The sequence below is a fragment of the Pelagicoccus enzymogenes genome (assembly GCF_014803405.1).
GTDB classification, from domain to species: domain Bacteria; phylum Verrucomicrobiota; class Verrucomicrobiia; order Opitutales; family Opitutaceae; genus Pelagicoccus; species Pelagicoccus enzymogenes.
Genome location: NZ_JACYFG010000002.1, coordinates 463,716 through 490,487, shown reverse-complemented (window position 1 = coordinate 490,487; position 26,772 = coordinate 463,716). Strand labels below are relative to the sequence as shown.

The window sequence follows — 26,772 nt, the reverse complement described above, 5'->3', positions numbered from 1 at the left end:
TTCCCGCCGGGAGTACCAGTTGCCGCTCGAAGTGAGCAGGCGATGGGCCTAGGTTTACTTGCGATTGCTGTCGTTTTGTTCGGCGGGGAGCGAAGGCCATTGGTTCGACGGAGCGAGTCCTCATTCCGCCCTTGGCTAGGGCTTGTTGCCGAATTGGCGCGAAACCTTGCTAATTTGTCGTAGGTTCTTAAGTAGTAGCGTCTTCCCCCGTATTCTTCAGCTGGAGTACACACAGAGATGGACAATCCTTCGATCGAAACCAAACAGGCCATTCCGGATCCGGTTAAGCAGCTTTCCATTTTCATGGAGAACAAGGTGGGGCGGCTCTCCGACATTTTTCGCCTCTTCGCCGACAGCGGCATCCACGTTATGGCGTTGACTACGCTGGACACTACGGATTGCGCGATCACGCGGGTGGTCGTAGACGACCCCCAGGGGGCCAAGGAGCTGCTTTGGGAGCACGACGTGACCTTCAGCGAGAGCGAAGTGCTGGCGGTGGAGATCGCCGGCGAGCACGACATCGACCGCGTATTGGCCTCGCTCCTACAGACGGAGATCAACATTCACTACCTCTACGCCTTCGTCAGCCGTCCGCATGGTCGCTCGGGTCTTGTCATCAGTATCGAGGACACGGATCTGGCAGTTCATATTCTCAATACCCACAACATTCGCGTTTTGAGCCAAAGGGACATTTCGCGCTAGTCTTTCCCGCCGATCCTCCTATCCAAATTGCCCATACATGAGCGAAGAACCGCTGCCACCGAGCGACCAACCAACCAAGACAGAAGCTAGTTCCGTTGCTGCTAGGCACCAAGACCTCGAGGTCAAGGACGCCCAGATCATCTTCAACACCGTTTGGAACAAGCTAGAAGAGAAATACGGCCGCACCCGATTGCATTTCCCCCAGGAGCTCATCTTGCTCGGGGGAGCCCCAGGCGCGGGTAAGGGAACCAACACCCCGTTCATTCAAGAGGTCCGTGGCCTGACGGCGGAGCCGATCGTGGTGAGTTCGCTTTTGGATACGCCTGAGATGCGGGCGATCAAGGATGCGGGCGGAATGGTCGGCGACACGGAGGTGATAAGCATTCTGTTCGAGAGGCTACTGTCTCCCGACTATCAGGATGGCGCTATCCTCGACGGTTTTCCGCGTACCTTCGTGCAGGTCGAGTGCATGAAGCTGCTCTACCACAAGATGCTTCAGCTGCGTGCCGAGTTTTTCAATACGGAGTACCGGGCGAGCTTCCGGCAGCCGCTGATCCATATTATGATGCTCTTCATCGACGAGAAGGAGAGCGTGGCGCGTCAGCTAAAACGCGGCCGTGAAATCATCGAGCACAACGAGGAGGTAGAGCGCACGGGAATCGGTGAACCGAAGGAGTATCGAGCGACCGACTCGGACCCGAAGGCGGCTCAGCGTCGCTACCGCGTTTTCAAGGAAGCGACCTACGATGCCCTGCAGTCGCTCAAGGAGGTTTTCCACTACCACTTCATCAACGCTCAAGGCACTCTGGCGGAGGTTCGCCAGAACATCATCAAGGAGCTGCAGTACCAGAGCTCGCTTGAGTTGGATCCGCGTACTTTCGACTCCTTGCATCGCTTGCCGATCGCCAAGAAGATCGTGGAGCACGCCCGCCAGCAGTTGGTCCGCCGTCTCGACCAGTACGAGATGGAGAGCACCGAACAGTTCCATCGGGTGATCGATTTCATCGAGGACAAGATCATGCCGATCGTGAGGCACCACGCCATCACTGGCTCTGCCCACATCAATTCCGAGGACCCGACCCTGGACGACCCTCATTCCATGGCCATGCTCATCGACATCTTCTCGGAGCGCGGCTACCACGCGTCGGTGGACTTGCATAAGATCGAGATCCCGGAGGAGTTCGACCTGCAGACCGGACAGATTCGCTGCCGCATGAAAAAGGTTTGGCGTATCCAGATCCGTTTCAAGGGGTCTGAGATCCGTCGCGGATCTTGACCGTCGGCCGGAAGGCTTAAGTGAAAATGGGGAGTGGCTGGCGCTAGTTTTTGAGTGAAGACTTAACTTGCGCCGGCTGGGAGACCTACCTAGACCTATGCTTCTTTTTTCGATTCCCGCCGCCTTTACCGGCGTTTTCCCCTGCGGATTGCATTGCCTTCCTAAGATTCTCCCAGGTCCTCCCGCTTTGCCCGAGAGGCCAGCTCCATCAAAATGTCCAAACCGAATCTAAAAGTCGTCGTCGCCGAAGACGAAACTCTCTTTCGCGACTTCCTTTGCAGAATCATCCGCCAGCGCTTTGGCTTCGAAATCATCGGAGAAGTCGCGACAGGCGAAGAGGCTTACAAGCTCTGCGATGAGCATCGCCCGGATTTGGTTATCTTGGACCTGCGACTGCCCGGAATCACCGGTCAGGAGCTGGCGGAGCGCTTGATCAGCGAGCAGCCCGAAGCCCGGATTTTGATCATATCCTCGGTGGAAGATCCGAAGCGTATCGGTTCCCTCTTGCAGATGGGGGTGACGGGTTTCCTGAATAAGAAGGAGGAGTTCTCCGTATTCGAGCAAGCGATTGAGGCGGTGGCGAACGGGAATATTTTCGTGAAAGCTTCCGCCCAAACGCAGATCGACTCGCCGGACGTGTTGGACCAGAAGGAACTTCTGGAGACCTTGAGCGATCGCGAAAAGCAGATCGTCGTATTCGTGGCCTCCGGGATGACGAACAAGGAGATCGCTCAAAACCTCGGTCTCAGCATCAAGACGGTGGAATCGCACCGGAGCAATATTTCCAAGAAGCTTAAGATCTTCGATATCGCGGGCGTTACGCTTTTCGCGGTGCGGACTGGTTTGGTCACCCTTTAGGTCTCAAGCGAATGAGGAGCAGCGGGACTGAGATGAAATTCAACGTGATTTTCAACACGCAGTTTCGCGTATTGCGCTTGCCTGCGGAGCTGGGTGAATGGTTGGGCTTGGATCTCGATGCCTCCGAGGAGTTGCCTTGGCAGGACTTGGTGGTCGAAGACGCGGCGACCTTCCTCCCGGATGCTCCGGGCAAAACCTTCACTAAGGTGGCCTACCTGAAGTGTGCCTCGGGGGAGATTCTAGAGGCTTCCTTCGCTTGCGAACGTTTGGAGAGGTCGCCGGACTTGATCCATGTCGAGGTAACTTTGTCAGAGGCTGGCGACTTGGAGGGAGCGGAAGCGGTCGACAAGGATTCCTTGGATTTTCTCACCACGGTCAGCCACGAGCTACGGGTTGCCCTCAATGGCGTGATTGGCTTCGCGAACGTCTTAGGTGGCACGGACTTGGACGTGAACCAGCTCGCGATCCTGGAAAAGCTGCAGTCCTGCAACCACATGCTCAAGGGCTTGATCAACGACATTCTCGAGTATTCCAGAGTGGCGACCGCGAAGATTCATTTGAAGACGGAGACGGTCGACCTGGACGAATTCGTTCGCGAAGTAGCGGGACTTTTCCGCGATCGGGCTCGCAAGAAGGGCTTGGATTTGCAGGTGGACGTTGCGGCGGATGCCTGCGTCGTCGCGACCCTTCCTCGCATGAGGGTCACGCAGGTGTTGAGCAACCTCATTGCCAACGCGATCAAGTTCACCGATGTCGGCTGGGTTCGCGTAGCGGCTTTTTGCGAAGACGGCGACCTTTGTATTGAGGTGGAGGATACGGGGCCTGGCGTCGATTCCGAGGTCGGCGAATCGATCTTTCAACCCTTTTACCGCTTAAAGGAACAGGAAGGCGCTCCCGAAGGAACTGGTCTCGGACTCGCTATCAGCAAGGAGCTGGCTGGCAAGATGGGAGGTACTTTGCGGCTCAAACAACCGAACGAAGCTGGATGTCTTTTCGAGTTTCGCCTGCCTTTGAACGAATCGCAGCAGGGCGCGAGTGAACCTCTCGAGCCGGAGGACCGAGCTGTTTCGACACCGGCTGCTAGCCTGCAAGCTCGCAGCGGGGACAAGCGGGTGCTGGTGGTAGAGGACAACCAGCTCAATGCCGATATCCTCGGTCACTTCCTTCAGGACTACGGTGTGGCCTACGATCATGTGGACAATGGTCGCGAAGCGGTGAATGCGTATCGAGACGGCAAGTACGACTTGATTTTGATGGATGTCATGTTGCCGGAAATGAATGGCTACGAGGCGACCGAGAAAATCCTTGCCCAATCCAGGCGTAGCTCCCCGGTTCCCATTGTGGGAGTTACGGCCAAGGTTTTCCGCCGGGACCAGATGCGTTGTATCGAGGCTGGCATGGTTGAAGTCGTGCATAAGCCGGTCGACTTCAAGCAGCTTCGGGCAGTGCTCGATAACCGCCTCTATTCGAATCAAACAAGTGCTGTGGGTCAGCCGAAGGAGCCCGGTTCCGAGAGATCGAATGGAGAGGACAGGATCGCCGCGAAGGAGGGGGATTTTCAATTCGAAAAAGGGGTGGCTGCGGGAGGTCGCGATTGCATGGATGCAGGGACGCTCGAAGCGTATATCGACCGCATGAAGACGCCTGATGCAAGTCGTATCGATATTGTGAATACTGCTATTTCGATCATTGATGCGGAGGTTAAGAGTCTTCTGGAGTCGATTGACTCGGGCGACCGGAAGGATGTTGGGATGAGGGCCCATTCTCTTAAGGGCGCTCTCGCCTTGTTGGGGGCGCGCAACATCTTGGATTTGGCCAAGGGCTTGGAGCTTATCGCGAGCGATGGTCGCTCTCCCTTGAAGAGCGAGCATTGGAAGCAGATGCTGGAGGGCTCCTACGCCGAGTTCCGCGGGCAGCTGGAAGCCTACATGCAAACCACGGTTGTAGAGTAGGCTAACCTACGTTTGTGGCAGCCGAATGTGGGTGTTGTGCTCGACGTAGCGCGAGAGTGAGGCGAAGGCGGTTTGCTGCTCTTGCTTGTCGAGCGTGATTTGGCTTAGGGGCGTATTCAAAAGGGTGGTCACGCTCTGCGACAAGGCGGGAGACAGCTTGCTCGCCCAGTCGGCGACCATGGGGTAACCTTCATCTCGGGCGAAAACGAACAAGGTTTTGAGAAGGACCGCCTGCGGTGGAGCTCCGTCGCTGAGAGCGTCGAGGGCGCGGGCGGCGAGGCGGAAGCTCTCTTCTGCGAGTTCGTCCTCGTGCATGGGGTTGGCCAGCAGCAGTCCGGAAAGCCAAGATGCGCCTTGCAGCGCGGCATAGCTTTTGCCGAGCCCGTTCCGTTTTTTGGATACGTTGAACTCGGTCAGGAATCCGTTGTTGGCATTTTCGCCAGACTTGAAGTCTAGGTGAGCTTCCCCTTCGTCGAAGAGGTCGATGTGGGCGCCGTTTGCCTTGCTGCGGTTTCGTTTGAGCACGCTCAGCAGCCCTCGCTCGGGTGACAGAAGCCTAACTTGGGTAAACTTCTCGCCGGTCGGCGTGAGCTTCAGTACGATGGCCTCGGCGAGGATAAGCCTCTCAGCTGGCATCCGTGGGAGGCTCGGTAGGTCGCGGCTTTTCGGTTCGGAATTGCAGGCTTTTCTCGACAGGCGGGTAGGGGGGAGCCACGGCGCCTCCTGAAATGATGAGCTTCATGCCTTGCCCGACCGTCATGTCCAGTTCCATGATATCCTCTTTCTTCATCATGACCAGAAAGCCGCTGGTGGGGTTCGGGGTGGTGGGGACGAAGACGTTTTGCAGGTGATCGTCAGTCTTGTGTTGGACCTCGCCTTTGCCGTCGCCAGTGAGAAAGCCGAGGGCGTGGCAGCCTTCCTTGGGGAACTCGACCAGAACGACCTTTTGGAAGACGGCTCGATTTTGGGAGCTGAAGGTGTCTACGATTTGCTTAACGGAAGTGTAGACTGTGTTGATGATGGGAACGTTGTTGAGGAACCGTTCGCCGATGGAGAAGAGGTACTTGGCGATGAAGTAGCGGGAGAGGAAGCCGAGCAGAGTGATGGCCAGCAGGACGATGACGGTGGCGAGGGTGTCCCACACGAGGGTCAGGCTCTCCTTGGATATGAGGTTCTCGGGAATGTGAAGGAGCTTGAGGAGCGGCTCCTTGACGTTTCCTCCTACTTTGATGACCAGCCAATTGAAGACGAAGAAGGTGATGCCGATTGGAGCGAGGAGGATGAGTCCGGAGAGGAATGATTTGCGAAGTCGTGCGAACATGGAGGCGTGAATAGCTACGTTTGTAAGTCTTGATCAATTGCTGCCTCAGGTACACGCCAAAACGGATAAGGTTTCCTATTTGGCGCTCTGCTCGAAAATCGTTGAGTGGGCTTGCCGCGCTTTTCAAGATGGGCGGTTTATGAGTTGGAAAGGAGCCAATCGCCTTTACTCGCGCCAGTCGTTGGAGTTGTGGAGTTCTCGTCTTAGCGAGGACTGGGAAGCTGCGTTTGACGAGGCGGAGCTGCGGCGTGGTCGCTCCATCTACAAGAAGGGCGAGATCAGGGAGATTTCGCTCAACGATTCGGACGTCATCGTTAACTCGAAGATCGGAGCGGCGGAGAGCTACTCGGTCGTAGAGTGGTCGGCAGGCAAGATGAAGGTTCGCTCCTCGACTTCGGACGAAGTGCTAGGGGGAGCCATTGCGGTGGCCGGCCTTCTGGAAATCGAGGAGCTTTTAGCGGATGAGGACTTGTCTCTCTTGGAAGCGAGTCGCCTCAGTGGAAGCGACGAGTCGGAGAGCGACGCCGAAGAAGAGCCGCCGCTCGACTTGTCAAAGGGAGCCATGAGCAATGCTGGGAAGTCGCGAACCTTGCACCTCGTGCTCGACACGCACTTCAAGGGCCTGATCTGCGAAGCATACTGGTTAAGTGAAGACGGCACGCGGGTTTCTGCCTTGAGCAAGGAAGACGGGGCTCCCCGGGCCAACAACTCTGACGAGCGGGGACGGCTGATCATGCTCGCGGCTCGGGCCCGCAAGTCGCATTTCGTTTATTCCCCTGAGTTCGGAGGGTACTTGCTGGAGAACCTTCGAGAGGTGGTCTTCTTTATCCAATCGGTTTGGCCCAGCTGGAAAGCTCGCTTTTCCACCGAGGAACGGGAGAACGTGCAGCACATCCAGCAGGGAATCGTGGAAATCAAGCTCAAGCCAAAGGCCAGCCGGACGCGCTCAGGTGGCCTGGACATCCAGTGGGTGTTCGATGCGGGGGCGAAGTTGCTGGACAGCGGCTTGGCGGACGAGCTGCTTGCTCGCAACGACGAGCCGATGCTGGTGCCGGAGCTGGGTGTAGTGAAGCTGACGGAGGAGTCGCGTCGGGCCTTGAGCGCCTGGAAAGAAGTGGAGCCGGAAGCGAACGGTTCGGGACAGCTCTACCAGTTGTTTTCCTTGTTTGGCGAGGGGGACGAGGAAGTGGAGCTTTCCGAGGACCTCGCGGAATGGCGGGAAGGGCTGCTCAATCCCGAGCCAGATGGGAAGCTGGAGCTGCTGGATTGCTTGCGTTCCTACCAGCGTCAAGGGGTGGAGTGGATGTCGCGCTTGTTGCGTCACGATTGCCATTGCCTTTTGGCTGACGAGATGGGCTTGGGGAAGACGGTACAAGTCATTGCCCTGCTCCTGTCGCAACGAAAGGAGGGGGAGCGTGCCATCGTGGTTTGCCCGGCTAGCGTGGTTCCGGTTTGGATATCCGAATTCGCGAAGTTCGCCCCGCAGGTCGCGGTGGGCAAGTATGGAGGGCGAACGGCGAAGGCGGCGGCCAAGCTGGACGTCGTGGTCGTGAGCTTCGCCCTCTTGCGCAATCGCATCGAACGGTTGGTGAGCGAAGAATTCGATTACGCGGTGGTGGACGAGGCTCAATTCATCAAGAATCCGGACTCCAAGGTTTCGCGAAGCTGCCGGCGCTTGCGTGCCAAGCGTCGCATCGCCCTTACCGGTACGCCTATCGAGAACAAGCCGCTGGATATTTGGCCGGCCTTCCAGTTTCTCATGCCCGGCATGCTGGGCAGCCGCGAGCAGTTTGACCGTCTGTATGCCGAGAATCCAGGGGCCTTCAAGGCGCGGCTGAGAGCCCAGATCAAACCCTTCATGTTGCGGCGAACCAAAAGCCAGGTGGCCTTGGAGTTGCCGGAGAAGACGATCGTGGACCTGGAGTGTCCGGTGACTCCGGTGCAGGCTCGCGAGTACCAGCGCATTTGCGAAGAGGGCTTGGCTCGCTTTGGAGACGACTTGGGCAGCGCGATGCGAACCAACCGCTTCGCGACTCTTAGCCTGCTGACTCGACTGCGACAGGTCAGTTGCGATCCGCAGTTGCTGCCGTGGATGGATGCGAGCCTGGAGGACAGTGGCAAGTTAATGGTGTTGCTGGAGAAGTTGATCGAGGTATTGGGAACGGGGCATAAGGTGGTGATCTTCAGCCAGTTCGTTCGTTTTCTGGTGCGGGCCCGCGAAATGGTGGAGCACGCTTTTCCGGAGTTGCCTATCTTCGAATTGACCGGTTCTACAAGCGACCGGGAGGCTCCGGTAAAGGCTTTTCAGGATTCGGATCAAACCGCTGCCATGTTGGTCAGCCTGAAGGCGGCCAGCGTGGGAATCACCCTGCACGCTGCCGATTATGTCTTCTTGCTGGATCCGTGGTGGAACCCGGCGGTAGAAAGCCAAGCGATCGACCGCGTGCACCGCATCGGGCAAACCAAGAGCGTCTTTGTTTACCGGCTCTTTGCCCGCGGTACGATCGAAGAGAAGATCTTGCAGCTACAGCGGGATAAGAGGGATTTGTTCGAGTCCATCGTGAGCGGCTCCAAGTCGGGGCCGACCGACTTGCTCTCGAGCGGCGTCCAGTCGCTGCAGAGCCTGCTTGCCCTGGCTCAGAGCGGGTAGGGATTTGCAGAGAATGCCCGCAATATTGCAGGTTTGCGTTCAGGAGCAGTCCGCGCGTGCCGTTATAGGGGTGAACCACCCATCGCCTGATCAGATTCACTTACCCACACAGAACCTATGGCTCATTCAATCGCACCTACTCTCACGGCTATCGGTCAACTTGAGATTCGAGTTGGAAACATCGACGAAGCCCGGGCTTTTTACGGAGACGTGCTGGGAGTGGAAGTCGAGTCGCAGTTCGGGCAGACGATGATGCTCAAGTGCGGGGACTTGGCGATCCTGGTGCAGGAGTCGGCCACGCGGCCGATCGGTTGTCCGATCTATTTCCGAGTGGACGGGCGAGTGCACGAGGTCGCGGACTTGTTGAAGGCGAACGGGATTCGCTTCAAGAGCGGTCCCAGCTGCATCGTGGAGAACTTCATGGAAAAGTCTTCCTGGTTGGCGTTCTTCGAGGATCCCTGGGGCAATCCCTTGGCCTTGATGGGCGACATGCCGGTCTAGAGACGGGCCGTTCCCGCGATACCGGTATTTTGTTTCGTGAAAGATTTTGCTTCTCAAGGACAGCGTCTTGGCCTACCTGACTGGTAGTGATGCCAGATAGCAAAGATACCATCGGACTGCCCGACTCCCTGATCGAGGGACACGAAAGCTTCCTCAAAAACGACTACGCCCAGAATCCGTCGCTTTTCGCGGACCTCGCCAGCGGCCAGTCGCCCAAGGTTATGTGGATAGGCTGCGTCGATTCGCGCGTGCCGGCAGAGCGCATTCTGGGGGCCGAGCTGGGCCAGCTGTTCGTTTTGAGAAACGTTGCGAACATCGTCCCGCCGCTTGCGGCTGACGAGGCGTCGGTGGGCTCGGCTGTGTTTTTTGCGGTGGAAAACTTGAAGGTCGAGCACATCATCGTGTGCGGCCATTCAAATTGCGGCGGTGTTCGAGCCTTGTCTCAATTGGGGAAAGCGAGTTTCGACCCCATGCTTTCCTCCTGGGTCGAGTACGCAATTCCGGCTCTGGAAGACTACGACGGCTCTTGTGTCGAAAACCTCGCTCGCGCCAACGTGGTGTCGCAAACCGAGCATTTGCTGGAGTATCCCTGCGTGGCGGACGCGGTCGCGGAGAGTCGATTGTCTATCCACTCTTTCTATTACGAAATCGGAAAGGGGAAGCTCGAGCGCTTCGACACTGGCTCGAAGACTTGGTCCTATCTGTCCCGCGACTAGCTGTTGGCGCTCAAGCGGTAGCTGCTGGGAGACTCTCCTGACACTTTCTTGAAGGCTCGGTTGAACTGTGCGATCGAGTCGAATCCGCTGGCGAAAGCAATGTCGCTGATCCGTTCGCTCGTTTCGCCGATGCGCTTCTTGGCCTGTTCCACACGTTCGCGGGTCAGGTAGTCGATGAAGGTGAGGCCTGTCTCCTCTTTGAAGACCTTGCTGAAATGGCGCGCGCTTGCTCCAGCGACTTTGGCTATTTCCGCGAGGGGAATGGGGCGGTTGAAGTTTTGGCGGATGAAGCGCACCGCCTTTTGGGCGGCTTGGTTGCCGGACTTTTCCGCCTTTCCCATCTGCAGCGAATTGGCGGCAGCGCCCAAGCTTTCCGCGAATATCTCAAGCATTTTGACGAAGCCGTTGTAGGCCTCGCGGTCGATGCAAACGGTTTTACGGTAGGCTTTGCGGGCTGCCTGCGAGTCGAGTTCGATGCCGCGCAGGATCATCTCGCTATGGGCGCGATCGTAGCGGGAGTTGTCGCACTGCTCGTGCGAGACTTGTCCGGTTTGTAGGTAGGCAATGATGCGGCGGCCCATGCGAATGGGAACCAGCGTATCGTTTAGCCCTGCGAAGCATCGGTAGGTAGTGGCTCGATCGGTCGCGTTTTTCTCGAGCTCGGATTGGGCCATCAAGCAGGCGAGGCAGCCTTTGCGGGAGGTCGAGACCAAGGCGCAAAAAGGGTTCTCCTTCTTGTGCCCAGTCGCCGGCATGCGGAAGGTGCCGATGGGGCGAAGGGTGAGGGGGAGTCCGGACGCTGCCGCGAAAGAGCGCTCGTATTTCGCGAAGAGTCGAGTGGCTCCGATGCTCTTGGTGAGCTCGCGGCTTTCCTCGGGCGAGGCGTACTCGATAGGGGCAGGCGCCCGCTTGGTTCGCTTTATGGACATGGCTCGGATCATTGGGCCGTCTAATAGAAGAGTCAAATGTAATTAATTCACTTGTAGCCAAAAATGAGCAGTATTTAGCCAAATCCGAGTAGGGCTGGGCGGCGGTTTCTGCGATAGTCCCGTCATGAACCCGAACAGAAACGTTGAGATAGTTGGCCGTCGCCTGGAGTTGACGGAGTCCATCAGAGGCAAGGTAAGCGAAATGGTTGGCAAGTTGTGCGAGCACGATTCCGACATCAGTCGCATCCGCGTCGAACTGGAGCTCGAGCGGCATTCCAAGACCCACCAGGGCGAGTTTATCGCCAAGGGACATTTGGACGATCACCGGAACCATTTCGACGTGTCAGCTCGCGGGAACGATCTCTACAAGGCAATTTCCGAACTGGGGGACAAGCTTGACCGCTTGATCCGCAACAAGAGCAGGCGACGCGTTACGCAGCGGCGCAACCCTTCTCCTATCGAATTCGATGTCGAGCTGCCGAAAACGGGCACGGATGGCATTTGATCTCACTATCCATATTCTGAATACATAGCAAGGTAGTCTCATGCAAACAACGCCACTTAGCTTCACTCGCGAATCGCTTGGCCTGAACGCTGACTTGATCCGAAAGTACAACCAGCCGGCCCCGCGCTACACGTCTTACCCTACCGCCCTAAAATTCAAGACGGTGGAGGATCGTAGCAGTCGTTCGGCGTTGTTGGCGGACTTGGAGGATGCGCAAGGGCCATTGTCGCTTTATGTGCATGTTCCTTACTGTCGCAGTTTGTGCTGGTTTTGCGGTTGCGCGAAGATCATATCCACGGACACGTCCTTGGCCGACAAGTACCTCGACTATTTGGAGATGGAAGTTCGCCGTTACGCTGCCTTGGTGCGCGAGGGGCGGAAAGTGGTGCAGCTACACTTTGGGGGTGGCTCTCCGAACTTCCTCTCGCCCAAGCAAATTAAACGCCTCTCGGCGATTTTGCATGGCAGCTTCGAATTCGACGAGGCGGCGGAGGTCAGCGTCGAGCTTGATCCGCGTACGCTCTCGGAAGCTCAGGTGGCTGCCTTCAAGGATCTGGGAATCAATCGAGCGTCGATCGGAGTGCAGGATGTTAACCGAAAGGTGCAGGAAGCGATTCACCGTATCCAGCCCACGGAGACGAATGCTAAGACGATCAGTTGGCTAAGGGAGGCGGGAATCAACTCGATCAACGTTGACCTCATCTATGGGCTGCCGCATCAGACGGAGGAAAGCTTCAAGGCAACCTTGCAGGAGGTTTTGTCCTACGATGCCGATCGCCTCGCCGTGTTTTCGTACGCGCACGTGCCCTGGAGCAAGCCGGCGCAAAAGATCCTTGAGCGCTCGCCGCTGCCGGACGCGGATTCAAAGATCGAGATCCTGATCCAGACCGTCGAAAAGTTAACGGGTTGCGGCTATGCTCACGTGGGAATGGACCACTTTGCGAAGTGGGAGGATCCTTTGGTGAAGGCTCAGCAGGCCAAGACGCTGCAGCGCAACTTTCAAGGTTACAGCCTACATGCGAATGTAGATATCTGCGCCTTTGGCATGTCCGCTATCAGCCAATCGCAAAACGCTTTTCGTCAAAATCACAAGGATTTGGATACGTACTACCGCATGCTCGACGAAGGCAATATCCCGCTGGAGAAAGGTTACCTCCTGACGCGGGACGACCAGATTCGCCGCGAGGTGATCATGCGGCTGATGTGCGACTTGGAGCTTGATTTCGAGGAGCGTGGATTGGCCAACGGTATCGATTTTGCGGGCTACTTCGATGCGGAGCTGGAGAGCTTGAAGGCGATGGAGGGCGACGGGCTGGTTTGTTTCACGGACGCCGGTATCACGGTCACGCCGCTGGGGCGCCTGCTGATTCGCAATGTGGCTTCTCGTTTCGACGCCTACATGGGGTCGGCCCCGAAAGGTTTTTCCAAGGCGATTTAGCGAAGTCGGGGCGTTCCCTACCGTTTGCTCGCGGGCAGCTTGAGGAGCTGTCCGCGTTCGATGCTTTGATCGAGCTCCACTTGGTTCATGATGGCCCAGTCTTGAGCGTCTGTTCCGCTGGGGAGCTGGTCGGGAAGCAGGTCCTTGAAGGCTGCAGCGCGATCCGCTCTTTCGATGGAGATGCGATGGGGCTGAATGTTTAGTATGCTGGGATTCGTCAGTTCAGCGAAGGAGCTGGCAACGTTCCGAATGGCGCGCGCCTGGGGCGGAAATGAAGTGGTGGTTCCGTATCCTAGAAATGTGAATACTTTGTCGCCCATTTGCACGAAGGTGGAGTGCAGCATCAAGGTTCCGGATTGGTTGCTGATGCTTCCCTCGATCACGTAGGCGGGAAAGCCGTTTACGAAGGACTCTTGGGCGTAAGTGGGTTCCATGTTCAGTTTAGCGGAAAAGGCGCGCGCTGCCTCTAGGGGGCTCGCTTCTTTGGCGAGGGAAAAGGCGAGCATGACGGAACGGTTCGGATCGCTAAGGTAGACGGCTCCGCTCTCGTTTTGCAGGCGCCAGCCGGGAGGCGTGTCGAATTGGAAGCGAAGGTCGGGGTGGTAGAAGCGTTGACCGTCGGTGAATCCGTTTCGTGGATTCTGGCCCACGACGAGACCGTCTACCTTTTCGAAGAAGCTCTCTTGCCCGATGACCGGCGGCGCACCGGCGATGGGCTTCCACTTCTCGGCAAGCTCGAGAATGGTCTTTTCTCTCTCGCCGGGGTCGGGGTGGGAGGACATCCAAGAGGGAATGCTTTGGCCGGCCTTTTCTGAAATGCGGTCAAGGGAGCGGAAAAATGCGGAGCCTTCGCCTGCGGCGTAGCCGGCTTTGGCCGCATATTGCACGCCATACATGTCGGACTCGCGTTCTGCGTCGCGTCCGTACTTGAGAGTGGCGAGCTGGAAGAGTTCTCCGCCGAGGTTGACCATGTCTCGGGCGAGCTCCTTGTTTTCAGCGATTTGCTCGCCGATGACGGCTCCGGCTACGAGGCCGATTTGTCCGAGCTGTTGCTTGAGGGCTTGTTTCGAGGCGTGGCGGGCCTCCACGTGCGTGATTTCGTGTCCAATGACTACGGCGAGTTGGGCTTCGTTTTGCAGGTGGGCAAGCAGGCCGCGGGTTACGTAGACGTAACCGCCTGGAAGGGCGAAGGCGTTCACGACGTCAGAGTCGAGCAGGCGAAAGGTGAATTCCGTGTTTTGGTAGATCTCGGGCGCGTCCTCGCTCTTGATGGCGCTGTGTTGAAGGAGGTCGTTCCCGATGTTGCGAATGTAGGCAGCGAGCTCGTCGTCTTGGTAGAGGCCCATTTGCTGCACGATCTGCGCGTCAGACTTGCGACCGAGCTGGAGCTCTTGCTCCCATGTGTACGCGTAGTAGCCGGTTTGTCCGGTGTACAAGCTGGGTTCGGTGGCGCATCCGCCTAGAAGCAGGGCAAGGGTGTTGAGAAGGCAAGCGAAGCTGATAAGATGGTGGCGCATGAGGGCTTAGAACGGGATCGGTTGGAAAAGTTCGAAGTCGAAGAATGCCATCAATAAGAAGCCTTGGTCAAACGCCCCGAGGGGGAATTGAGTTTTTTTGAATTTCTTGAATCAAAGAGTTGACAAGGGGACCTCAGAACTCCTTTTTTCCGACTTCACTTTTGCCCTGAGGCTCAGTGGAAAGGCCTTCGAAGCTCGAAGTTTTTCACTAGGACGATAGGCGAAACGAGCAACACTGCCCTGTAGCTCAGTGGTAGAGCAGGTGACTGTTAATCACTTGGTCGCTGGTTCGAATCCAGCCGGGGCAGCCACTTTTTTTTAGAGCCGTCGATCGGAGCATCGGCGGCTTTTTCGTATCTCGAGCTTGTGTGGATGAGAACCAGCGAAGCGGTTCGACGGAGCGAAGCGGAGAGGGGGCTCCCGTCAGGGTGGTCGCTTCAGCGACTTGAGCCGCAGGCCAACCCAATCCAGCCGGGGCAGCCACTTTTTTTTAGAGCCGTCGATCGGAGCATCGGCGGCTTTTTCGTATCTCAAGCTAGCGTGGATGAGAACCAGCGAAGCGGTTTGACGGAGCGAAGCGGATTCTGGCGCGGTTCTAACCGAGGCGGTCTTCGAGTGTTGTCGCTTTTTTCGCTTGCTGAACGAATCGTTTTTCCTCTTGTTCGCGGGATTCGGATTTTGGTCCACTAAGGACCGCTCTCAACCCAGGCAGCCTGTTTTTTAGACGCAGCTCAACTGGTGACCAATACGCTTTGTGTAAAACCTTCGTTTTTGCGAAAGTTTTGATTGATTTCCGACTAGAGCGACTTACGGTTCGCCTCCTTTCACTCGGAGTCTCGCTCCGCCTCTAACGATTTTCGTACCATGAATACGCTCACAATCAACGCTTCCGCCCGCGAACAAGCGGGATCTGCATCATCCGGCCGTCTCCGTGCCGAAGGCCGCGTGCCAGCTGTTGTATACGGCAAGAGCAAGAAGCCCGAGAATTTGTCGATCGACTCTGCCGAGCTTCGTCAGCTTCTCCGCGCTATCGGTAACAACACGCCAGTCGTTCAGCTCAAGGCGGACGAAGGCGAGGCTGTCACTTCCATCATCAAGGAAGTGCAGCGCCACCCCATCAAGGACACCTACACGCACGTTGACTTCCAACAGATCGGCGCCGACGAGCTCGTTGTCCTCGAAATTCCAGTACACGCCAAGGGCGAGGCTTGGGGCGTGAAGAACGAAAACGCTACGGTCGAAACCGTTTCCAAGACTGTCAGCGTCCGCTGTTTGCCGAAGGACATTCCTTCCTCTATCGACGCCGACGTACGTCCTCTCAAGGTAGGCGACAGCCTCCACATCAGCCAGTTGCCAGCTATCGAAGGCGTCCAATACCTCGACGCTCCCGAGCAGCCGGTCTTTGCTGTCGTTAAGTAGGCAGCCTGACTTTTTTCGGGTGAGCCTTCCGAAAGGCCGGCTCGCCCTTTTGTTCTTTTTCAATTCTAGAACGGCTCATGAGCTACCGGATGATAGTCGGCCTCGGCAATCCCGGCAGCGAATATGCCAACACCCGCCACAACGTTGGATTCCGAGTTGTTGACGCCTTTGCTGCAAAGCATGGGGCGGATGCTTGGAAGAAGGAGCGTAAGCAAAAAGGCGAAGTCGCGCTTCTCAGCAGTTCCAAGCTGGGAAAGCTGATACTCGTCAAGCCTACGACTTATATGAACGAAAGTGGTGTCTGCGTGCAAAAGCTTTGCAGCTATTACAAGATACCGCCCGAAGAGGTGGTGATTGTATACGACGAGATCAACCTCGAGGTCGGCGAAGTAAAGTTAAGCATGTCGGGTAGCGCGGGTGGGCACAACGGCTTGTCCGATATTCTTGGCCGCATCGCTCCTCGTTTTGCTCGCATTCGCGTCGGGATAGGGGGCAAGCCACACAAGGAAATGCCACTGGCCGACTATGTTCTAGGCAACTTTTCTCGTGACGACGAATCCGTCGTCTCCGCCAGCATGGATCGCTACGTCGAGAGCATTGAGCTCTTGCTCAGCCTCGGTCCGGACTTGGCGATGAACCAAATCAATCGAAAACGAAAACACGATGACAGCAACAGCATCTAACTACAAAGCAACCTTCATTCTCGACACTCGTGGTCGCGAAGAGTCTATCGATGACCTCATCGAAGGCCTCAAGGCAGAGCTCGCTTCTGCCGGCGCCGAAGTTTCCGAAGTCGAGAATCTCGGCCGCCAGGACTTCGTTCGTACTCCAGACATCAAGTACACCGCAGGGGTTTACGTCCGCTACGATTTCTCCGGCACCGCTGAAGTGCCTGCTGCGATCCTTGAGAAGCTCCGCTTGAACAAGCTCGTTTCTCACAAGATGATCCAAAAGGCGTAAGGCTCGCCTTCCTGAAACTCCGTCCCACGCACCGTCTATGGCCAACTTCAACAAAGTAATTCTCCTCGGCAACCTCACGCGCGACCCTGAACTTCGCGTGACCCCGAAGGGCACCTCCGTGTGCCAGTTCGGTATGGCGGTCAACCGAGTCTATCGCTCCGGCGACGAGACGCAGGAAGAGACTACTTTCGTTGACTTGGAAGCATGGGGCAAGCAGGCGGAGATCATCTCCAAGTACGTTAGCAAAGGTAACCCGCTCTTCATCGAAGGCCGTCTGAAGTTCGACTCCTGGGAGTCGAAGGAAGGCGAGAAGCGAAGCAAGCTGAAGGTCATCGTTGAAAACATGCAGCTCATGGGCAGCCGTGGCGACAACAACGGCGGGGGGCAAGGCTCCAGCAACTACGCTCCGGCTCAACGCGAAAGCGGCTCCTCAGCTTCCTCCTCTCAAGCTCCCGCGTCCAGCGGCGACATCGAAGAAGACGTTCCCTTCTGATTAGCGGTTCCGTCATCCACACACATCCGAATTTTAGAATACACTTAACCACTCGCACATCATGGCAACTAGCGAAGTACTACTCATCGAGGCTGTTCAAGGTCTCGGCGGCGAAGGCGATCAAGTAACAGTAAAGGCGGGCTTCGCTCGCAACTTCCTCCTTCCTACCAAGAAGGCGATCCCCGTAAACCGTTCCAACCGCAAGCAGATCGAAGCTCTCAAGGACCGTCGCGCCAAGCGTGAGGCCAAGGAGCTTGACGACGCCAAGGCGCAGGCAGCCAAGTTGGGCGGGACTCAGATCGGCATCGCGGTCAAGACAGGCGAAGCTGGACGCATGTTTGGCGCTGTCACTTCCATCCACATCCACGAAAAGCTCGTGGAAGCTGGCTACGAGATCGATCGCAAGAAGATCCACTTGGAGCAGCCAATCAAGGAGCTCGGTCAGCACACCTTCATCGTTAAGGTTCACCCAGAAGTGGAAGTCGAGATGAAGATCGACGTCGTTTCCGAGAACCCGATCGTGGAGCCAGAAGCTGAAGAAGCAGCGGAAGGCGAAGCTGAAGCAGCTTCTGAAAAAGAATAATTAGCTACGGCTTGACGATCCCACATGTCGAACAAGCCGTTCTCGGAGAATAAGTTCTCCGATAAAAAGAAGAGTCCGACCGCGTTTTCGTTGGCCGGGCTCACTCCGCCCCACAGCTTGGAGGCGGAGAAGGGCCTCCTCGCCGCATGTTTGCTGGACCCAGCCGAGATCATCTCGCGCTGCTTGGCCCAGAAACTGCCCGCGGAGGCTTTCTACCATCCGGCTCACCAGCTGATCTTCGAGACTTGCGTCAACTTGTTCGAGCACAAGTCGATGCTCGATCCTCAGGTCCTCGCCGAGGAGCTGCGTAGTCGCGGCAAGCTGGAAGAGGTGGGTGGCCTCATGTATGTGGCCGACCTTACCTCTCACATCGAGACCACGGCCCACGCTAACTACTTTCTCGACAAGGTCCGCGAGCACTACACGCGGCGACGCCTGATCAAGACGGCGTCCATGAGCATCGAGCGCTGCTTTTCGGCGGAGCATCCCGACATCGAGATGTTGGTCGACGAGATCGAGAAGGAGATCTATTCCATTTCGGACGCCCAGGTGGCGGATACGACCTTGCCGGTCAAGGACGCGGTGGTCGAAGCGGTCAGCCTCGTCAAGCGGATGATCGAAAACAAGGGCGAGCTGGTGGGACTCTCCAGCGGCTTTGTCGGAATCGACAACATGCTCAGTGGCTTGAAACCCACGGAAATGATCGTCCTCGCGGCCCGTCCTTCGATGGGTAAGACAAGTTTGGCTCTCAACATTGCGGAGCGCGTTTCCATGTCCTACAAGGGCAAGCCAGCCCAAGCGGGCACCCTAGTTTTCAGTTTGGAAATGGGCGCCGAGCAGCTGGCGATGCGTTTGCTTACTGGCCGTGCTCAGATCAGCGTTTCGCGCTTGCGAGACGGGATCGTGAACCAGGAAGAGCAGGAGAAGATCGCTGCCGCGGCGATCGAGCTGAAAGACGCTCCCATTTGGATCGACGACGGCGCCCAGGTGACCATCAACCAGCTTCGGGCCAAGTCGCGCCGTGTTTTCGCCCGCAACAAGAACATGGGTCTGATTGTGATCGACTACTTGCAACTCATTGCAGGCTCGGATCCGAGAATGCCCCGCGAGCAGCAGATTTCCGAGATATCCCGCGGAATTAAAGGACTGGCCAAGGAACTTAAAGTACCGGTGATTGTTCTCAGTCAGCTTAATCGTGACTCGGAAAAGGAAAAACGTCAGCCCAAGCTTTCTGACCTACGCGAATCTGGCTCTATCGAGCAGGATGCGGACGTCGTGTTGCTTTTGGCTCGACCGAAAGACGCTGGTGACGATTTTTCCGTTGCAGCCGACAAGGCTGATCTAATTGTTGCCAAGCAACGTGCTGGCGCTGTCGGCGAAATTAAGCTCAACTTCATCAGAGAAATAACCCGTTTTGAAGATTACACTGAATAGCCAGTCTCTCCTGGCCCGCCTATCCCTAGCCTTTGTTCTCGTAGCCCTTAGTTTCGTTTCAGCTTTTGCTCAGGAAGCTGAAGAATCTGAGCCCCCCACGATTAACAAGCTCATCATCAACTTTACCGGCCTCTCCAACGTGAACGAGGAGGTGGCCCGGGCCAACATGTCGATAAGGGAAGGGGAGAAATACGACCCTGTCGCCGTTGATCGCGACATTCGCTCTCTCTACCGCTCGAACCTTTTCGAATACATCGAGGCTCGCATCGCTCCTGCGGGAGACAACCGGATCGACGTCATCTTCGACATACGTCCAAAGTTCCGCATTTCCGCGATCATTTTCGAGGGGAACGATAAGCTCAGCAACAACAAGCTGAAGCGGGAGACATCCATTGTCGTTAACCAAGTCCTCAACGAGCCGCGCGTTAAGGGCGCAGCCGAGGATCTGCAGGAGCTCTATCTTAAGAAGGGCTTTTCCCAGGCTCGTGTCGACTACCAGATCGATCGCAGTCCCGTGACAGGGTTCGCGACAGTGACCTTCCAGATTCGCGAAGGGCGCAAGTTCAAGATCGGTTCTATCAACTTCAGCGGCAACGAGAACATCAAGAAGCGTAAGCTCAAGAAGAAGATGGAAACCAAGAAGTGGGGCTTCCTCTCGGTCCTCACTGGCAGCGGCCGCTTCGACAAGGACAAGTTCGACGACGACTTGGAGACGCTCAAGGACGTTTACCGCGAAGAAGGGTACCTCGATATCGACATCGACCCTGCGAAGGTGCAGTTCTCCTATCCTTCGGAATCCCGCATGCGCATCGACATCAAGGTGGGCGAGGGCAAGCAGTACCGTGTGGGAAATGTGGAGTTCGTCGGCAACGACACCTACGAGGACTCAGTCCTGCGCCTGATGCTGCGCGTGCTGCCAGGATCGGTGTACCGTCCTGAAAAAATCGACGAAGACGTAGAGCGCCTCGAGGACTTCTATGGCCAGTTCGGTTACATGGAGACGCGTATCCGCATGCAGCGTGTTCCCAACGTGGAGACTGGCGATATCGACATCCAGTACGTCGTCTACGAGAGCGACAAGTTCCAGGTCGAGTCCATCGATATCGAAGGCAACACCAAGACCAAAAGCGTGGTCGTTTTGCGCGAACTCGCTCTCACCCCAGGCAGCACTTTCGACAGCGTTCGCATGGAAGCAAGCCGTATGCGTTTGGACAATACGCGCTACTTCGAGGACACCAACGTTACCCCGCAGTCGACCAATGTCCCCGGGCGCAAGGACTTGCGGGTGACTTTCCGCGAAGGCCGTACCGGTAACTTCTCCTTTGGCGCCGGTTTCAGCTCCTTGGAAAAGGGCGTGTTCTTCATCGAACTCACCCAGTCGAACTTCGACATTTTCAACTGGCGTGGGGCCTTCCAGGGCGACGGCCAAAAGTTTCGCCTCAAGGCGCAGCTCGGCGGCCGCTCCTCTTCGATCGTATTGGCGTTCGAAGAGCCATGGTTGTTCGAGCGTCGCTTGGCCTTTGGTCTCCAAGTGTTCAACCAAGAGACGAACTACGACAACCAATTCTACAACTCCGTCCAGCAAGGCTTCGACATCTCGCTCAGAAAGCGCCTCATCGAAATCATTGAAGGCCGCATTTCCTACAGCTTGGTCGAACAAGATTTCAATCAGTTTGAAAACGCTGACATCGAACAACGGCTAGCGGGCAGTATTGGCACCGCATCAAAGCTGAACTTCCTCCTGTTGCGTGACTCCCGCGACCGTCTGATCAACTCCTTGCGCGGCATGCGACTGGAACTCGACCTGAACTACGCGGGCGATTTCCTAGGAGGCGATTTTGACTTCTACAAGATCGAGTCTCGCAACGCGTTCTACCTGCCCCTCTCCGAGAGACTCAGTCAAACTGTTGAGATTTTGGCGCGTGCTGGAGTTGTGCAAGAAACTGGAGACAGCCCTGTCGTCCCATGGGAAGAGCGCTTCTTTTTGGGTGGTCCCAATACCTTGCGAGGATTTGAGTTTAGAGATGTGAGTCCTCTGGAAGGTGGATTCAGCGGTCTTGGTCGACCCTACGAAACGGGCGGCAAGACCTACGGTATGCTGGGGGTCGAATATTCATTTGGCATCACCGAAGATTTCCGTATTGCAGCATTCTACGATGGTGGATTCGTAAACAAGGAAGCTGGAGACTTCAGCTTGGATGGTGAGAAGATCTTCTACGAATTTGCCGGAGGAGAGTACCTTGCCGGCCAGCGTCAATCCGGATGGCACGACAACTATGGTTTCGGTATCCGCATGTCCATGATGGGTACGCCGCTTCGTCTTGACTATGCGATACCTATGAGCACCAACGGTCCCTCCGATCTCCCCGGCGGCAATGACAATGGCGGACAATTCAACTTTACTTTTGGCGGAAGATTCTAATCTCTCTCTGCCCCCACAACATTAACTCCTATTCTCAAATGAATCGTTTTAAATCCCTTCTCGTAATCCTCAGTGCCATGGCCATGGCCGCAACTAGCCTTCGCGCGAATGAAGACGTCATCATCACCGTCATGGTAGACGATGCTCTCGGTAGCTACTACAAGGTCCAAGACTTCATGGCCGAAATGGAAAAGAGCGAAGAGGAAGCGCGCGCCAAGGCTTCCGAGATCGAAGCTCAAGGCACCGCTCTCGTAGAGGAGTTCCAAGAACTCCGCGAGCAAGCCAACAGCGACATCCTCATGGAGGAAGCCAAGCAGGAGGCGACTCAGGACGCCCAAAAGAAGATGCAGGAAATCCAAGCTAAGGAGCAGGAACTGCGTCAGTTCGTTGGCCAAACCCGTCAGCAGTTCGCAGCTATCCGCCAACAGCAGCTCAACGCCTACTACCAAGAGATCGCCGAAGTGATCACCGAGATCGCCAAGGAGCGCAACGCTACCCTCGTGATCGACATCACTGCTCGCGCCGGTGACGGCCGCGCTCCTGTGCTCTACACGGATGGTTCTTACGACATCACTCCGATCGTCATTGAGCGTATCAACGCGACTCAAGGTCAGGAAGAAGAAGCTCCCGCTGCTGAGTAGTCCTTTGGCCTCGCGCTAACGGAGATATTTTTGAAGCCCCGCCGGCAATCGGCGGGGCTTTTTTGCGGCGAGTTCGCAGACGAAGAGGATGCCGCTACTCGCAGGGCGATTACCGCCAAGCCCAGCTCTTTTTGTTCTCCTTCAACGCTCTTTAATGAGCGTGCAACCGTTGTATTGATTTCCGGACGCTAGGCTTACATGGTCGCGCTTCCGTCTTCATTCTCTTCAAGCCATGCAAATCTCACTCTCGCTCAATGCCGTGTTGGACCGGATCGATTACTCAACTTTCGAAGGAGAGCTGGGAGTTCGCAATGTCACTGGAGTCGCCTCTCTAGAAGACGCTCAAAGGGGAGATGCTAGCTTTGTCGCATCAGCTAAGTATCTAGAGGATCTCAAGAAATCAGAGGCGTCGCTTGTGGTATTGAGCAAGGACTTGGAAGCGGAGCCGCGTCCCGGGCAGTTGTTCCTTCGAGTGGACAATCCGTCCATTGAAATCGCAAAGCTCTGCGAGCTTATTTCTCAGCGCATGTGGGTGAAACCCGAGGCTGGCATCCATCAGCTCTCCAGTATCGATCCAACTGCCGAGGTGGATCCGAGCGCATGTATCGAGGCTTTTGTGACGATTGGCGCGGGGGCGCGTGTCGGCGCTGGTTGCGTGATTTCCTCGGGCTGCTTCATCGGCCCCGCTTGCGAGCTCGGCGATGACTGTTACCTTGGGGCCAACGTTACGCTTGAACGCGATACTGTAATTGGAAAACGGGTACGTATACATTCTGGCGTGGTTTTAGGCTCGGATGGATTTGGATACGAATTTGAAGGCGGTCGGCATCGCAAGGTGCCGCAAGTTGGTTCGGTGTTCGTGGGAGACGACGTAGAAATTGGAGCGAACACGACGGTTGACCGCGGGCGTTTTGGACCGACTCGGATAGGGGAGGGCAGCAAGATCGATAATCTCGTGCAGATCGGGCACAACGTGACGGTGGGCAAGCACAACATTCTTTGCGCTCAAGTCGGCATCGCCGGGAGCACGAAGTTGGGAGATTACGTAGTGATGGGTGGGCGCGCGGGCGCCTCGGGACACATCGAGATTGGCTCAGGCGCGCAGTTGGCTGGCCAGTGCGTTGCTTTCTCCGATTTGGAGGGAGGCGCCAAATACGGAGGGGCTCCGGCGATTCCCTTGGTCGCCTACCAGCGGATTACGGTGATTACCCGTCGTTTGCCGGAGCTATTCAAGCGATTGACTCAGCTCGAGAAGCAGTTGCTGCGAGACTAAAGGATTTAGGCCTGTGCAACCCGCATCGGTTTGATAGCATCTGAACATGCGGGACAGTAATCTAAAGATCATTTCTGGAAACTCCAACCGTCCGCTTGCGGAGGCCATCTGTCAGTTCATCGGAGTTCCGTTAACCGACACGGAGGTAACGACTTTTCCGGATGGCGAGTCGTTTGTTAAGATTAATGAGAACATTCGCGGAAGGGACGTTTTTCTTGTCCAGTCCAGCTGCCCGCCCGTAAACGACAATCTAATCGAATTGCTGATCATGATCGACGCGGCCCGGCGCGCCTCTGCGTCGCGAATCACTGCAGTGATTCCATTTTATGGATACGCTAGACAGGATCGAAAGGATCAACCGCGGGTTCCGATTACCGCTAAGCTAGTGGCGAATCTGCTAACCTCGGCAGGGGCGGATCGCGTCCTGACCGTCGATTTGCACGCTGGGCAAATTCAAGGGTTCTTCGATATACCGGTGGATCACTTGTTGGCTTTCCCGGTGCTCTACGATCACATCGTAAAGAAGGAGCTGCGCAATCTGGTAGTGATGTCGCCAGACGTCGGAGGCGTAAAGATGGCGGACGCCTACGCTCGTGAATTCAAGTGCGGCCTTGGTTTCGTCGCCAAGAAGCGTCACAGCGCGACGCAAGTGGAGGCGACTAGCATCGTGGGCGACGTGAAGGGCTGCGACGTACTGTTGATCGATGATATGACAGAAACGGCTGGCACGATTTGCGCTGCTGCTCGGCTGATCAAGTCGCATGGAGCCCGCCGTATCCTGGCGGCGGTTACGCACGCGAATCTCCAAGATATGGGGTATGAGCGTCTCAAGGAAGGACCGATCGAAGAATTGGTTGTAACGGATACCATACCAGTAGATCCCAAGGGGTTGCCTATCAAAGTGCTCAGCGTTGCTCCGCTTTTAGGGGAGGCGATCCTGCGAATCAGCAACAACGAATCGGTGACCAGCCTGTTTCGAGTGAAAGGCTTCTGAAGCTAAGGCTTGGAAAGCGCGCTCAGGCGCGCGAGACTTGCAACCTAAGACGCATAACCCTGTCCCCTTTTCCAATGCCCAATTTCAAGTTAGCTCTTTCTTGCGCGAGTCTGGTCTGTCTCGTCGCCGCTCCAATCCTAGCTGCTCAAGAGGCCGTCAACGTGGCTGACCTCGTCGAGATCGACGCTGCTCCGCTTGATCGCTCGCAAGCGGGAAGAGTGGTCAGCTACTCCGATTCCTTGACCGAGGCGCGTCCCGCTGTGGTGAGCGTCTATGCCAAGTCGCTTAGCAGCTCGCTCAGTAGGGAGGAGTTGCTCATGCAGCAGCTTTTCGGAGTGCGTCCGCGGCGACAGCAAGCTCCTCAGTTCGGATTGGGATCCGGCGTGATTGTTTCTGGTAATGGATACATCATTACGAACAACCACGTGATTAGCCGTGCGGACGAGATCAAGGTGCAGCTGGATAGCCAGCGCATCTACGACGCTGTTCTGGTAGGGACGGATCCTAGCACGGATATAGCTGTGCTCAAGATAGAGACGGAGGTTGAGCTGCCTTCGATCAAGCTGGCGGATAGCGACCAAATCGAAGTGGGCGATGTCGTGTTCGCAATTGGCAACCCCCTTGGAGTGGGCAAGACGGTCACGATGGGAATCGTATCCGCGACCAAAAGACAGGAAATGGGCGTGATCGCCGGAGGCTTCGAAAATTTTATTCAAACCGACGCCCCCATAAATTCCGGGAATTCTGGAGGGGCTTTGGTCGACGCCAAGGGGCGATTGATTGGCATCAACACCCTGATCCAGACAGATGGAGCGTCTACTGGGAATATCGGTATCGGCTTCGCGGTACCGGTGAACCTCGCTTACTCGGTTATGACGGATTTGGTCGAGACGGGCGCTGTTTCGCGAGGATTCCTAGGAGTTGGCATTGAAAGCTTGGACGAGGACAAAGCGGAGTTTTTTGGAGTAGATAGCCTGAACGGGGCTTTGGTGAATCAAGTGAATCCAAACACTCCTGCAGCGGAAGCTGGCATTCTTGCAGGTGACGTCATTGTCGAGTTGGATGGCGTCGCGGTTGATTCGCCGAGCGACCTGCGAATCAAGATCGCTGCTCGCAAGCCGGGTGAAACGGTATCAATCGCACTGATACGCGAAAAGACCCGAGAAGAAGTCGTAGTCGTTTTGGCGGAGCGAGGAGGCGATGGACAAATTATTTCCAGCGCCAACCCGAATGCCCGTTTCCTAAAGGGGGTCTCGGTAGCGAGCTTGACTGATGAATTGCGTGCAGATCACCAGGTTGGCGACGAGGTCCAAGGAGTGGTGATCACTGCAGTGCAGGACGACAGTCCCTATGTGCGTCTGCTGCCGGTCGGCATGGTGATCCAGAGTATTAATGGCAAGCAGGTGCGAAGCGAGCAGGAGGCGGCTCAGGCCCTCAAGCGGGATGCCAAGAATATGTTCCACGTCGCGTTCAGAGGCGTGAATCGCTGGGTAGGCGTGGAAGTGGACTAGGTCGCTAGGGCCCAATTCTTTGGCGCGCATTTCAGGTGCATCGCTCGCTTCGCGAGCGATGGAGCAACCGCCGCCAGCGGAGCGCCGGCCCACCTGCTTTTCCAGCTACCTTTCCGCGCTACGGCTCTTGACGAATTCGACGATGGCAGGCGTATCGTCCAGGTTGGCCCAGACGAGGCGCAGGAATTCGGCGGGATGGATGTCGTGGGTTTGCAGAAAGTTCCTGTCACCACCGCAGCAATACATGATTTCGTCGCAGAGCTCTCCCTGGAGCTTGCCCTTCGCTTTTTCGATGATGCGTGGGAGCCAGGGAATTCCATCAATCGCCTCTGGCTTAGGCGTGAGGCTGGAAGCTTCGATGCGGTTTTTCGAGGGAACGCCTTTTTGGATGTGCAGAAAGTAGTCGCGGCGGACTTGCTCGATGGACTGGGCGATTTCGTATGAAGGCACGCCTCCTTGTACTTGGTCCTCTCCGTAGTCGAAGAAGTCCTGTACGCGCCATCCGTTGGCGGCTATGAACTCGAGTTCCTCCGCATCGAACCAAGTGTTCTTGTCTGTGTTGCCGGAGGCATAGAGTTCCACGGACTTGTCGTAGAGTTTCTTGAAGGTGTCTTGGTAGTTGTAGTGCTTCATGTTGGTGGTGGAACGAAAGCGCGGACCGTTTGATCGCGGTGCTT

Annotated in this window: 25 protein-coding genes and 1 tRNA gene; 21 read left to right on the top strand and 5 right to left on the bottom strand. The window is 56.3% G+C overall.

Going from position 1 to position 26,772, the window contains the following annotated elements:
• Window positions 1-237: 237 nt before the first annotated feature.
• The 4 genes from IEN85_RS01800 (at window position 238) to IEN85_RS01785 (ending at window position 4,788) form a co-directional block, all read left to right on the top strand.
• Complete coding sequence (locus tag IEN85_RS01800; RefSeq protein WP_191615344.1) at window positions 238-702, top strand: acetolactate synthase; 465 nt, start codon at window positions 238-240, stop codon at window positions 700-702.
• A 37-nt stretch (window positions 703-739) separates the two neighbouring features.
• Complete coding sequence (locus IEN85_RS01795) at window positions 740-1,978, top strand: nucleoside monophosphate kinase (RefSeq protein ID WP_191615343.1); 1,239 nt, start codon at window positions 740-742, stop codon at window positions 1,976-1,978.
• 213 nt (window positions 1,979-2,191) lie between these two features.
• The gene (locus tag IEN85_RS01790) at window positions 2,192-2,836 is read left to right on the top strand and encodes a response regulator (protein WP_191615342.1); all 645 of its coding nucleotides are present in this window, start codon (window positions 2,192-2,194) and stop codon (window positions 2,834-2,836) included.
• A 32-nt stretch (window positions 2,837-2,868) separates the two neighbouring features.
• The gene (locus tag IEN85_RS01785; protein WP_191615341.1) at window positions 2,869-4,788 is read left to right on the top strand and encodes a sensor histidine kinase; all 1,920 of its coding nucleotides are present in this window, start codon (window positions 2,869-2,871) and stop codon (window positions 4,786-4,788) included.
• Between the two features lie 6 nt (window positions 4,789-4,794).
• Here IEN85_RS01785 and IEN85_RS01780 read toward each other — a convergent pair whose 3' ends face one another.
• Window positions 4,795-5,424, bottom strand: coding sequence for a hypothetical protein (locus tag IEN85_RS01780; protein WP_191615340.1), 630 nt, complete (start codon window positions 5,422-5,424; stop codon window positions 4,795-4,797).
• Entirely contained in the window at window positions 5,414-6,109 is a 696-nt protein-coding gene (locus IEN85_RS01775) for a DUF502 domain-containing protein (RefSeq protein WP_191615339.1), read from the bottom strand. The genes IEN85_RS01780 and IEN85_RS01775 overlap by 11 nt, the downstream gene beginning before the upstream one ends.
• Before the next feature lie 139 nt (window positions 6,110-6,248).
• Here IEN85_RS01775 and IEN85_RS01770 point away from each other — a divergent pair, with 139 nt between their 5' ends.
• The 3 genes from IEN85_RS01770 to IEN85_RS01760 all read left to right on the top strand — a co-directional run bounded on the left by IEN85_RS01770 (window position 6,249) and on the right by IEN85_RS01760 (window position 9,976).
• Window positions 6,249-8,759 (top strand): DEAD/DEAH box helicase, encoded by a 2,511-nt coding sequence (locus tag IEN85_RS01770; protein WP_191615338.1) that lies wholly within the window; start codon window positions 6,249-6,251, stop codon window positions 8,757-8,759.
• Window positions 8,760-8,876: 117 nt separating this feature from the next.
• Window positions 8,877-9,260, top strand: a complete 384-nt coding sequence (locus tag IEN85_RS01765; RefSeq protein WP_191615337.1) for a VOC family protein — start codon at window positions 8,877-8,879, stop codon at window positions 9,258-9,260.
• An 89-nt stretch (window positions 9,261-9,349) separates the two neighbouring features.
• On the top strand, window positions 9,350-9,976 hold the full coding sequence (locus IEN85_RS01760; RefSeq protein WP_191615336.1) for a carbonic anhydrase: 627 nt from the start codon (window positions 9,350-9,352) through the stop codon (window positions 9,974-9,976).
• On the opposite strand, the gene IEN85_RS01755 is transcribed toward IEN85_RS01760, so the two are convergent.
• Complete coding sequence (locus IEN85_RS01755) at window positions 9,973-10,905, bottom strand: helix-turn-helix domain-containing protein (protein ID WP_191615335.1); 933 nt, start codon at window positions 10,903-10,905, stop codon at window positions 9,973-9,975. The genes IEN85_RS01760 and IEN85_RS01755 overlap by 4 nt on opposite strands.
• A gap of 124 nt (window positions 10,906-11,029) precedes the next feature.
• Here IEN85_RS01755 and hpf point away from each other — a divergent pair, with 124 nt between their 5' ends.
• Together hpf and hemN are read left to right on the top strand one after the other, a co-directional pair.
• Window positions 11,030-11,410, top strand: coding sequence for a ribosome hibernation-promoting factor, HPF/YfiA family (hpf, locus tag IEN85_RS01750; RefSeq protein ID WP_191615334.1), 381 nt, complete (start codon window positions 11,030-11,032; stop codon window positions 11,408-11,410).
• 40 nt (window positions 11,411-11,450) lie between these two features.
• Window positions 11,451-12,848: an oxygen-independent coproporphyrinogen III oxidase gene (gene hemN / locus IEN85_RS01745; RefSeq protein WP_191615333.1), complete on the top strand. Its 1,398-nt coding sequence runs from the start codon at window positions 11,451-11,453 to the stop codon at window positions 12,846-12,848.
• Between the two features lie 17 nt (window positions 12,849-12,865).
• On the opposite strand, the gene IEN85_RS01740 is transcribed toward hemN, so the two are convergent.
• Entirely contained in the window at window positions 12,866-14,365 is a 1,500-nt protein-coding gene (locus IEN85_RS01740; RefSeq protein WP_191615332.1) for a M48 family metalloprotease, read from the bottom strand.
• A 236-nt stretch (window positions 14,366-14,601) separates the two neighbouring features.
• Here IEN85_RS01740 and IEN85_RS01735 point away from each other — a divergent pair.
• From IEN85_RS01735 to IEN85_RS01680, 12 genes are all read left to right on the top strand, one after another.
• Window positions 14,602-14,676: transfer RNA gene (locus IEN85_RS01735), tRNA-Asn, on the top strand.
• A 553-nt stretch (window positions 14,677-15,229) separates the two neighbouring features.
• Window positions 15,230-15,784: a 50S ribosomal protein L25 gene (locus IEN85_RS01730; protein ID WP_191615331.1), complete on the top strand. Its 555-nt coding sequence runs from the start codon at window positions 15,230-15,232 to the stop codon at window positions 15,782-15,784.
• A 77-nt stretch (window positions 15,785-15,861) separates the two neighbouring features.
• Window positions 15,862-16,467, top strand: a complete 606-nt coding sequence (gene pth, locus IEN85_RS01725; protein WP_191615330.1) for an aminoacyl-tRNA hydrolase — start codon at window positions 15,862-15,864, stop codon at window positions 16,465-16,467.
• Window positions 16,448-16,744 carry a 30S ribosomal protein S6 gene (locus IEN85_RS01720; protein WP_191615329.1) on the top strand — a complete coding sequence of 99 codons (297 nt, stop codon included), beginning with the start codon at window positions 16,448-16,450 and terminating at the stop codon, window positions 16,742-16,744. The genes pth and IEN85_RS01720 overlap by 20 nt, the downstream gene beginning before the upstream one ends.
• A gap of 37 nt (window positions 16,745-16,781) precedes the next feature.
• On the top strand, window positions 16,782-17,237 hold the full coding sequence (locus IEN85_RS01715) for a single-stranded DNA-binding protein (RefSeq protein ID WP_191615328.1): 456 nt from the start codon (window positions 16,782-16,784) through the stop codon (window positions 17,235-17,237).
• A 61-nt stretch (window positions 17,238-17,298) separates the two neighbouring features.
• Window positions 17,299-17,820 carry a 50S ribosomal protein L9 gene (rplI, locus tag IEN85_RS01710; RefSeq protein ID WP_191615327.1) on the top strand — a complete coding sequence of 174 codons (522 nt, stop codon included), beginning with the start codon at window positions 17,299-17,301 and terminating at the stop codon, window positions 17,818-17,820.
• A 24-nt stretch (window positions 17,821-17,844) separates the two neighbouring features.
• Complete coding sequence (gene dnaB / locus IEN85_RS01705; protein WP_191615326.1) at window positions 17,845-19,254, top strand: replicative DNA helicase; 1,410 nt, start codon at window positions 17,845-17,847, stop codon at window positions 19,252-19,254.
• On the top strand, window positions 19,235-21,676 hold the full coding sequence (bamA, locus tag IEN85_RS01700; RefSeq protein ID WP_191615325.1) for an outer membrane protein assembly factor BamA: 2,442 nt from the start codon (window positions 19,235-19,237) through the stop codon (window positions 21,674-21,676). Before dnaB ends, bamA begins: the two co-directional genes overlap by 20 nt.
• A 38-nt stretch (window positions 21,677-21,714) precedes the next feature.
• A complete protein-coding gene (locus IEN85_RS01695) occupies window positions 21,715-22,317 on the top strand; it encodes an OmpH/Skp family outer membrane protein (RefSeq protein WP_191615324.1) in 603 nt (200 codons plus the stop codon).
• 232 nt (window positions 22,318-22,549) lie between these two features.
• Complete coding sequence (lpxD, locus tag IEN85_RS01690) at window positions 22,550-23,590, top strand: UDP-3-O-(3-hydroxymyristoyl)glucosamine N-acyltransferase (RefSeq protein WP_191615323.1); 1,041 nt, start codon at window positions 22,550-22,552, stop codon at window positions 23,588-23,590.
• A gap of 46 nt (window positions 23,591-23,636) precedes the next feature.
• Complete coding sequence (locus IEN85_RS01685; RefSeq protein WP_191615322.1) at window positions 23,637-24,584, top strand: ribose-phosphate diphosphokinase; 948 nt, start codon at window positions 23,637-23,639, stop codon at window positions 24,582-24,584.
• A gap of 74 nt (window positions 24,585-24,658) precedes the next feature.
• The gene (locus IEN85_RS01680; protein ID WP_191615321.1) at window positions 24,659-26,095 is read left to right on the top strand and encodes a trypsin-like peptidase domain-containing protein; all 1,437 of its coding nucleotides are present in this window, start codon (window positions 24,659-24,661) and stop codon (window positions 26,093-26,095) included.
• A 105-nt stretch (window positions 26,096-26,200) separates the two neighbouring features.
• Here IEN85_RS01680 and IEN85_RS01675 read toward each other — a convergent pair whose 3' ends face one another.
• A complete protein-coding gene (locus tag IEN85_RS01675) occupies window positions 26,201-26,728 on the bottom strand; it encodes a DUF5069 domain-containing protein (protein ID WP_191615320.1) in 528 nt (175 codons plus the stop codon).
• Window positions 26,729-26,772: the final 44 nt, after the last annotated feature.

What these genes read in the sequence shown, in the direction of transcription:
- IEN85_RS01800 (WP_191615344.1), top strand. Translation starts at nt 238, where the DNA reads ATGGACAATCCTTCGATCGAAACCAAACAGGCCATTCCGGATCCGGTT.
- IEN85_RS01795 (WP_191615343.1), top strand. Translation starts at nt 740, where the DNA reads ATGAGCGAAGAACCGCTGCCACCGAGCGACCAACCAACCAAGACAGAA.
- IEN85_RS01790 (WP_191615342.1), top strand. Translation starts at nt 2,192, where the DNA reads ATGTCCAAACCGAATCTAAAAGTCGTCGTCGCCGAAGACGAAACTCTC.
- IEN85_RS01785 (WP_191615341.1), top strand. Translation starts at nt 2,869, where the DNA reads ATGAAATTCAACGTGATTTTCAACACGCAGTTTCGCGTATTGCGCTTG.
- IEN85_RS01780 (WP_191615340.1), bottom strand. Translation starts at nt 5,424, where the DNA reads ATGCCAGCTGAGAGGCTTATCCTCGCCGAGGCCATCGTACTGAAGCTC.
- IEN85_RS01775 (WP_191615339.1), bottom strand. Translation starts at nt 6,109, where the DNA reads ATGTTCGCACGACTTCGCAAATCATTCCTCTCCGGACTCATCCTCCTC.
- IEN85_RS01770 (WP_191615338.1), top strand. Translation starts at nt 6,249, where the DNA reads ATGAGTTGGAAAGGAGCCAATCGCCTTTACTCGCGCCAGTCGTTGGAG.
- IEN85_RS01765 (WP_191615337.1), top strand. Translation starts at nt 8,877, where the DNA reads ATGGCTCATTCAATCGCACCTACTCTCACGGCTATCGGTCAACTTGAG.
- IEN85_RS01760 (WP_191615336.1), top strand. Translation starts at nt 9,350, where the DNA reads ATGCCAGATAGCAAAGATACCATCGGACTGCCCGACTCCCTGATCGAG.
- IEN85_RS01755 (WP_191615335.1), bottom strand. Translation starts at nt 10,905, where the DNA reads ATGTCCATAAAGCGAACCAAGCGGGCGCCTGCCCCTATCGAGTACGCC.
- hpf (WP_191615334.1), top strand. Translation starts at nt 11,030, where the DNA reads ATGAACCCGAACAGAAACGTTGAGATAGTTGGCCGTCGCCTGGAGTTG.
- hemN (WP_191615333.1), top strand. Translation starts at nt 11,451, where the DNA reads ATGCAAACAACGCCACTTAGCTTCACTCGCGAATCGCTTGGCCTGAAC.
- IEN85_RS01740 (WP_191615332.1), bottom strand. Translation starts at nt 14,365, where the DNA reads ATGCGCCACCATCTTATCAGCTTCGCTTGCCTTCTCAACACCCTTGCC.
- IEN85_RS01730 (WP_191615331.1), top strand. Translation starts at nt 15,230, where the DNA reads ATGAATACGCTCACAATCAACGCTTCCGCCCGCGAACAAGCGGGATCT.
- pth (WP_191615330.1), top strand. Translation starts at nt 15,862, where the DNA reads ATGAGCTACCGGATGATAGTCGGCCTCGGCAATCCCGGCAGCGAATAT.
- IEN85_RS01720 (WP_191615329.1), top strand. Translation starts at nt 16,448, where the DNA reads ATGACAGCAACAGCATCTAACTACAAAGCAACCTTCATTCTCGACACT.
- IEN85_RS01715 (WP_191615328.1), top strand. Translation starts at nt 16,782, where the DNA reads ATGGCCAACTTCAACAAAGTAATTCTCCTCGGCAACCTCACGCGCGAC.
- rplI (WP_191615327.1), top strand. Translation starts at nt 17,299, where the DNA reads ATGGCAACTAGCGAAGTACTACTCATCGAGGCTGTTCAAGGTCTCGGC.
- dnaB (WP_191615326.1), top strand. Translation starts at nt 17,845, where the DNA reads ATGTCGAACAAGCCGTTCTCGGAGAATAAGTTCTCCGATAAAAAGAAG.
- IEN85_RS01695 (WP_191615324.1), top strand. Translation starts at nt 21,715, where the DNA reads ATGAATCGTTTTAAATCCCTTCTCGTAATCCTCAGTGCCATGGCCATG.
- lpxD (WP_191615323.1), top strand. Translation starts at nt 22,550, where the DNA reads ATGCAAATCTCACTCTCGCTCAATGCCGTGTTGGACCGGATCGATTAC.
- IEN85_RS01685 (WP_191615322.1), top strand. Translation starts at nt 23,637, where the DNA reads ATGCGGGACAGTAATCTAAAGATCATTTCTGGAAACTCCAACCGTCCG.
- IEN85_RS01680 (WP_191615321.1), top strand. Translation starts at nt 24,659, where the DNA reads ATGCCCAATTTCAAGTTAGCTCTTTCTTGCGCGAGTCTGGTCTGTCTC.
- IEN85_RS01675 (WP_191615320.1), bottom strand. Translation starts at nt 26,728, where the DNA reads ATGAAGCACTACAACTACCAAGACACCTTCAAGAAACTCTACGACAAG.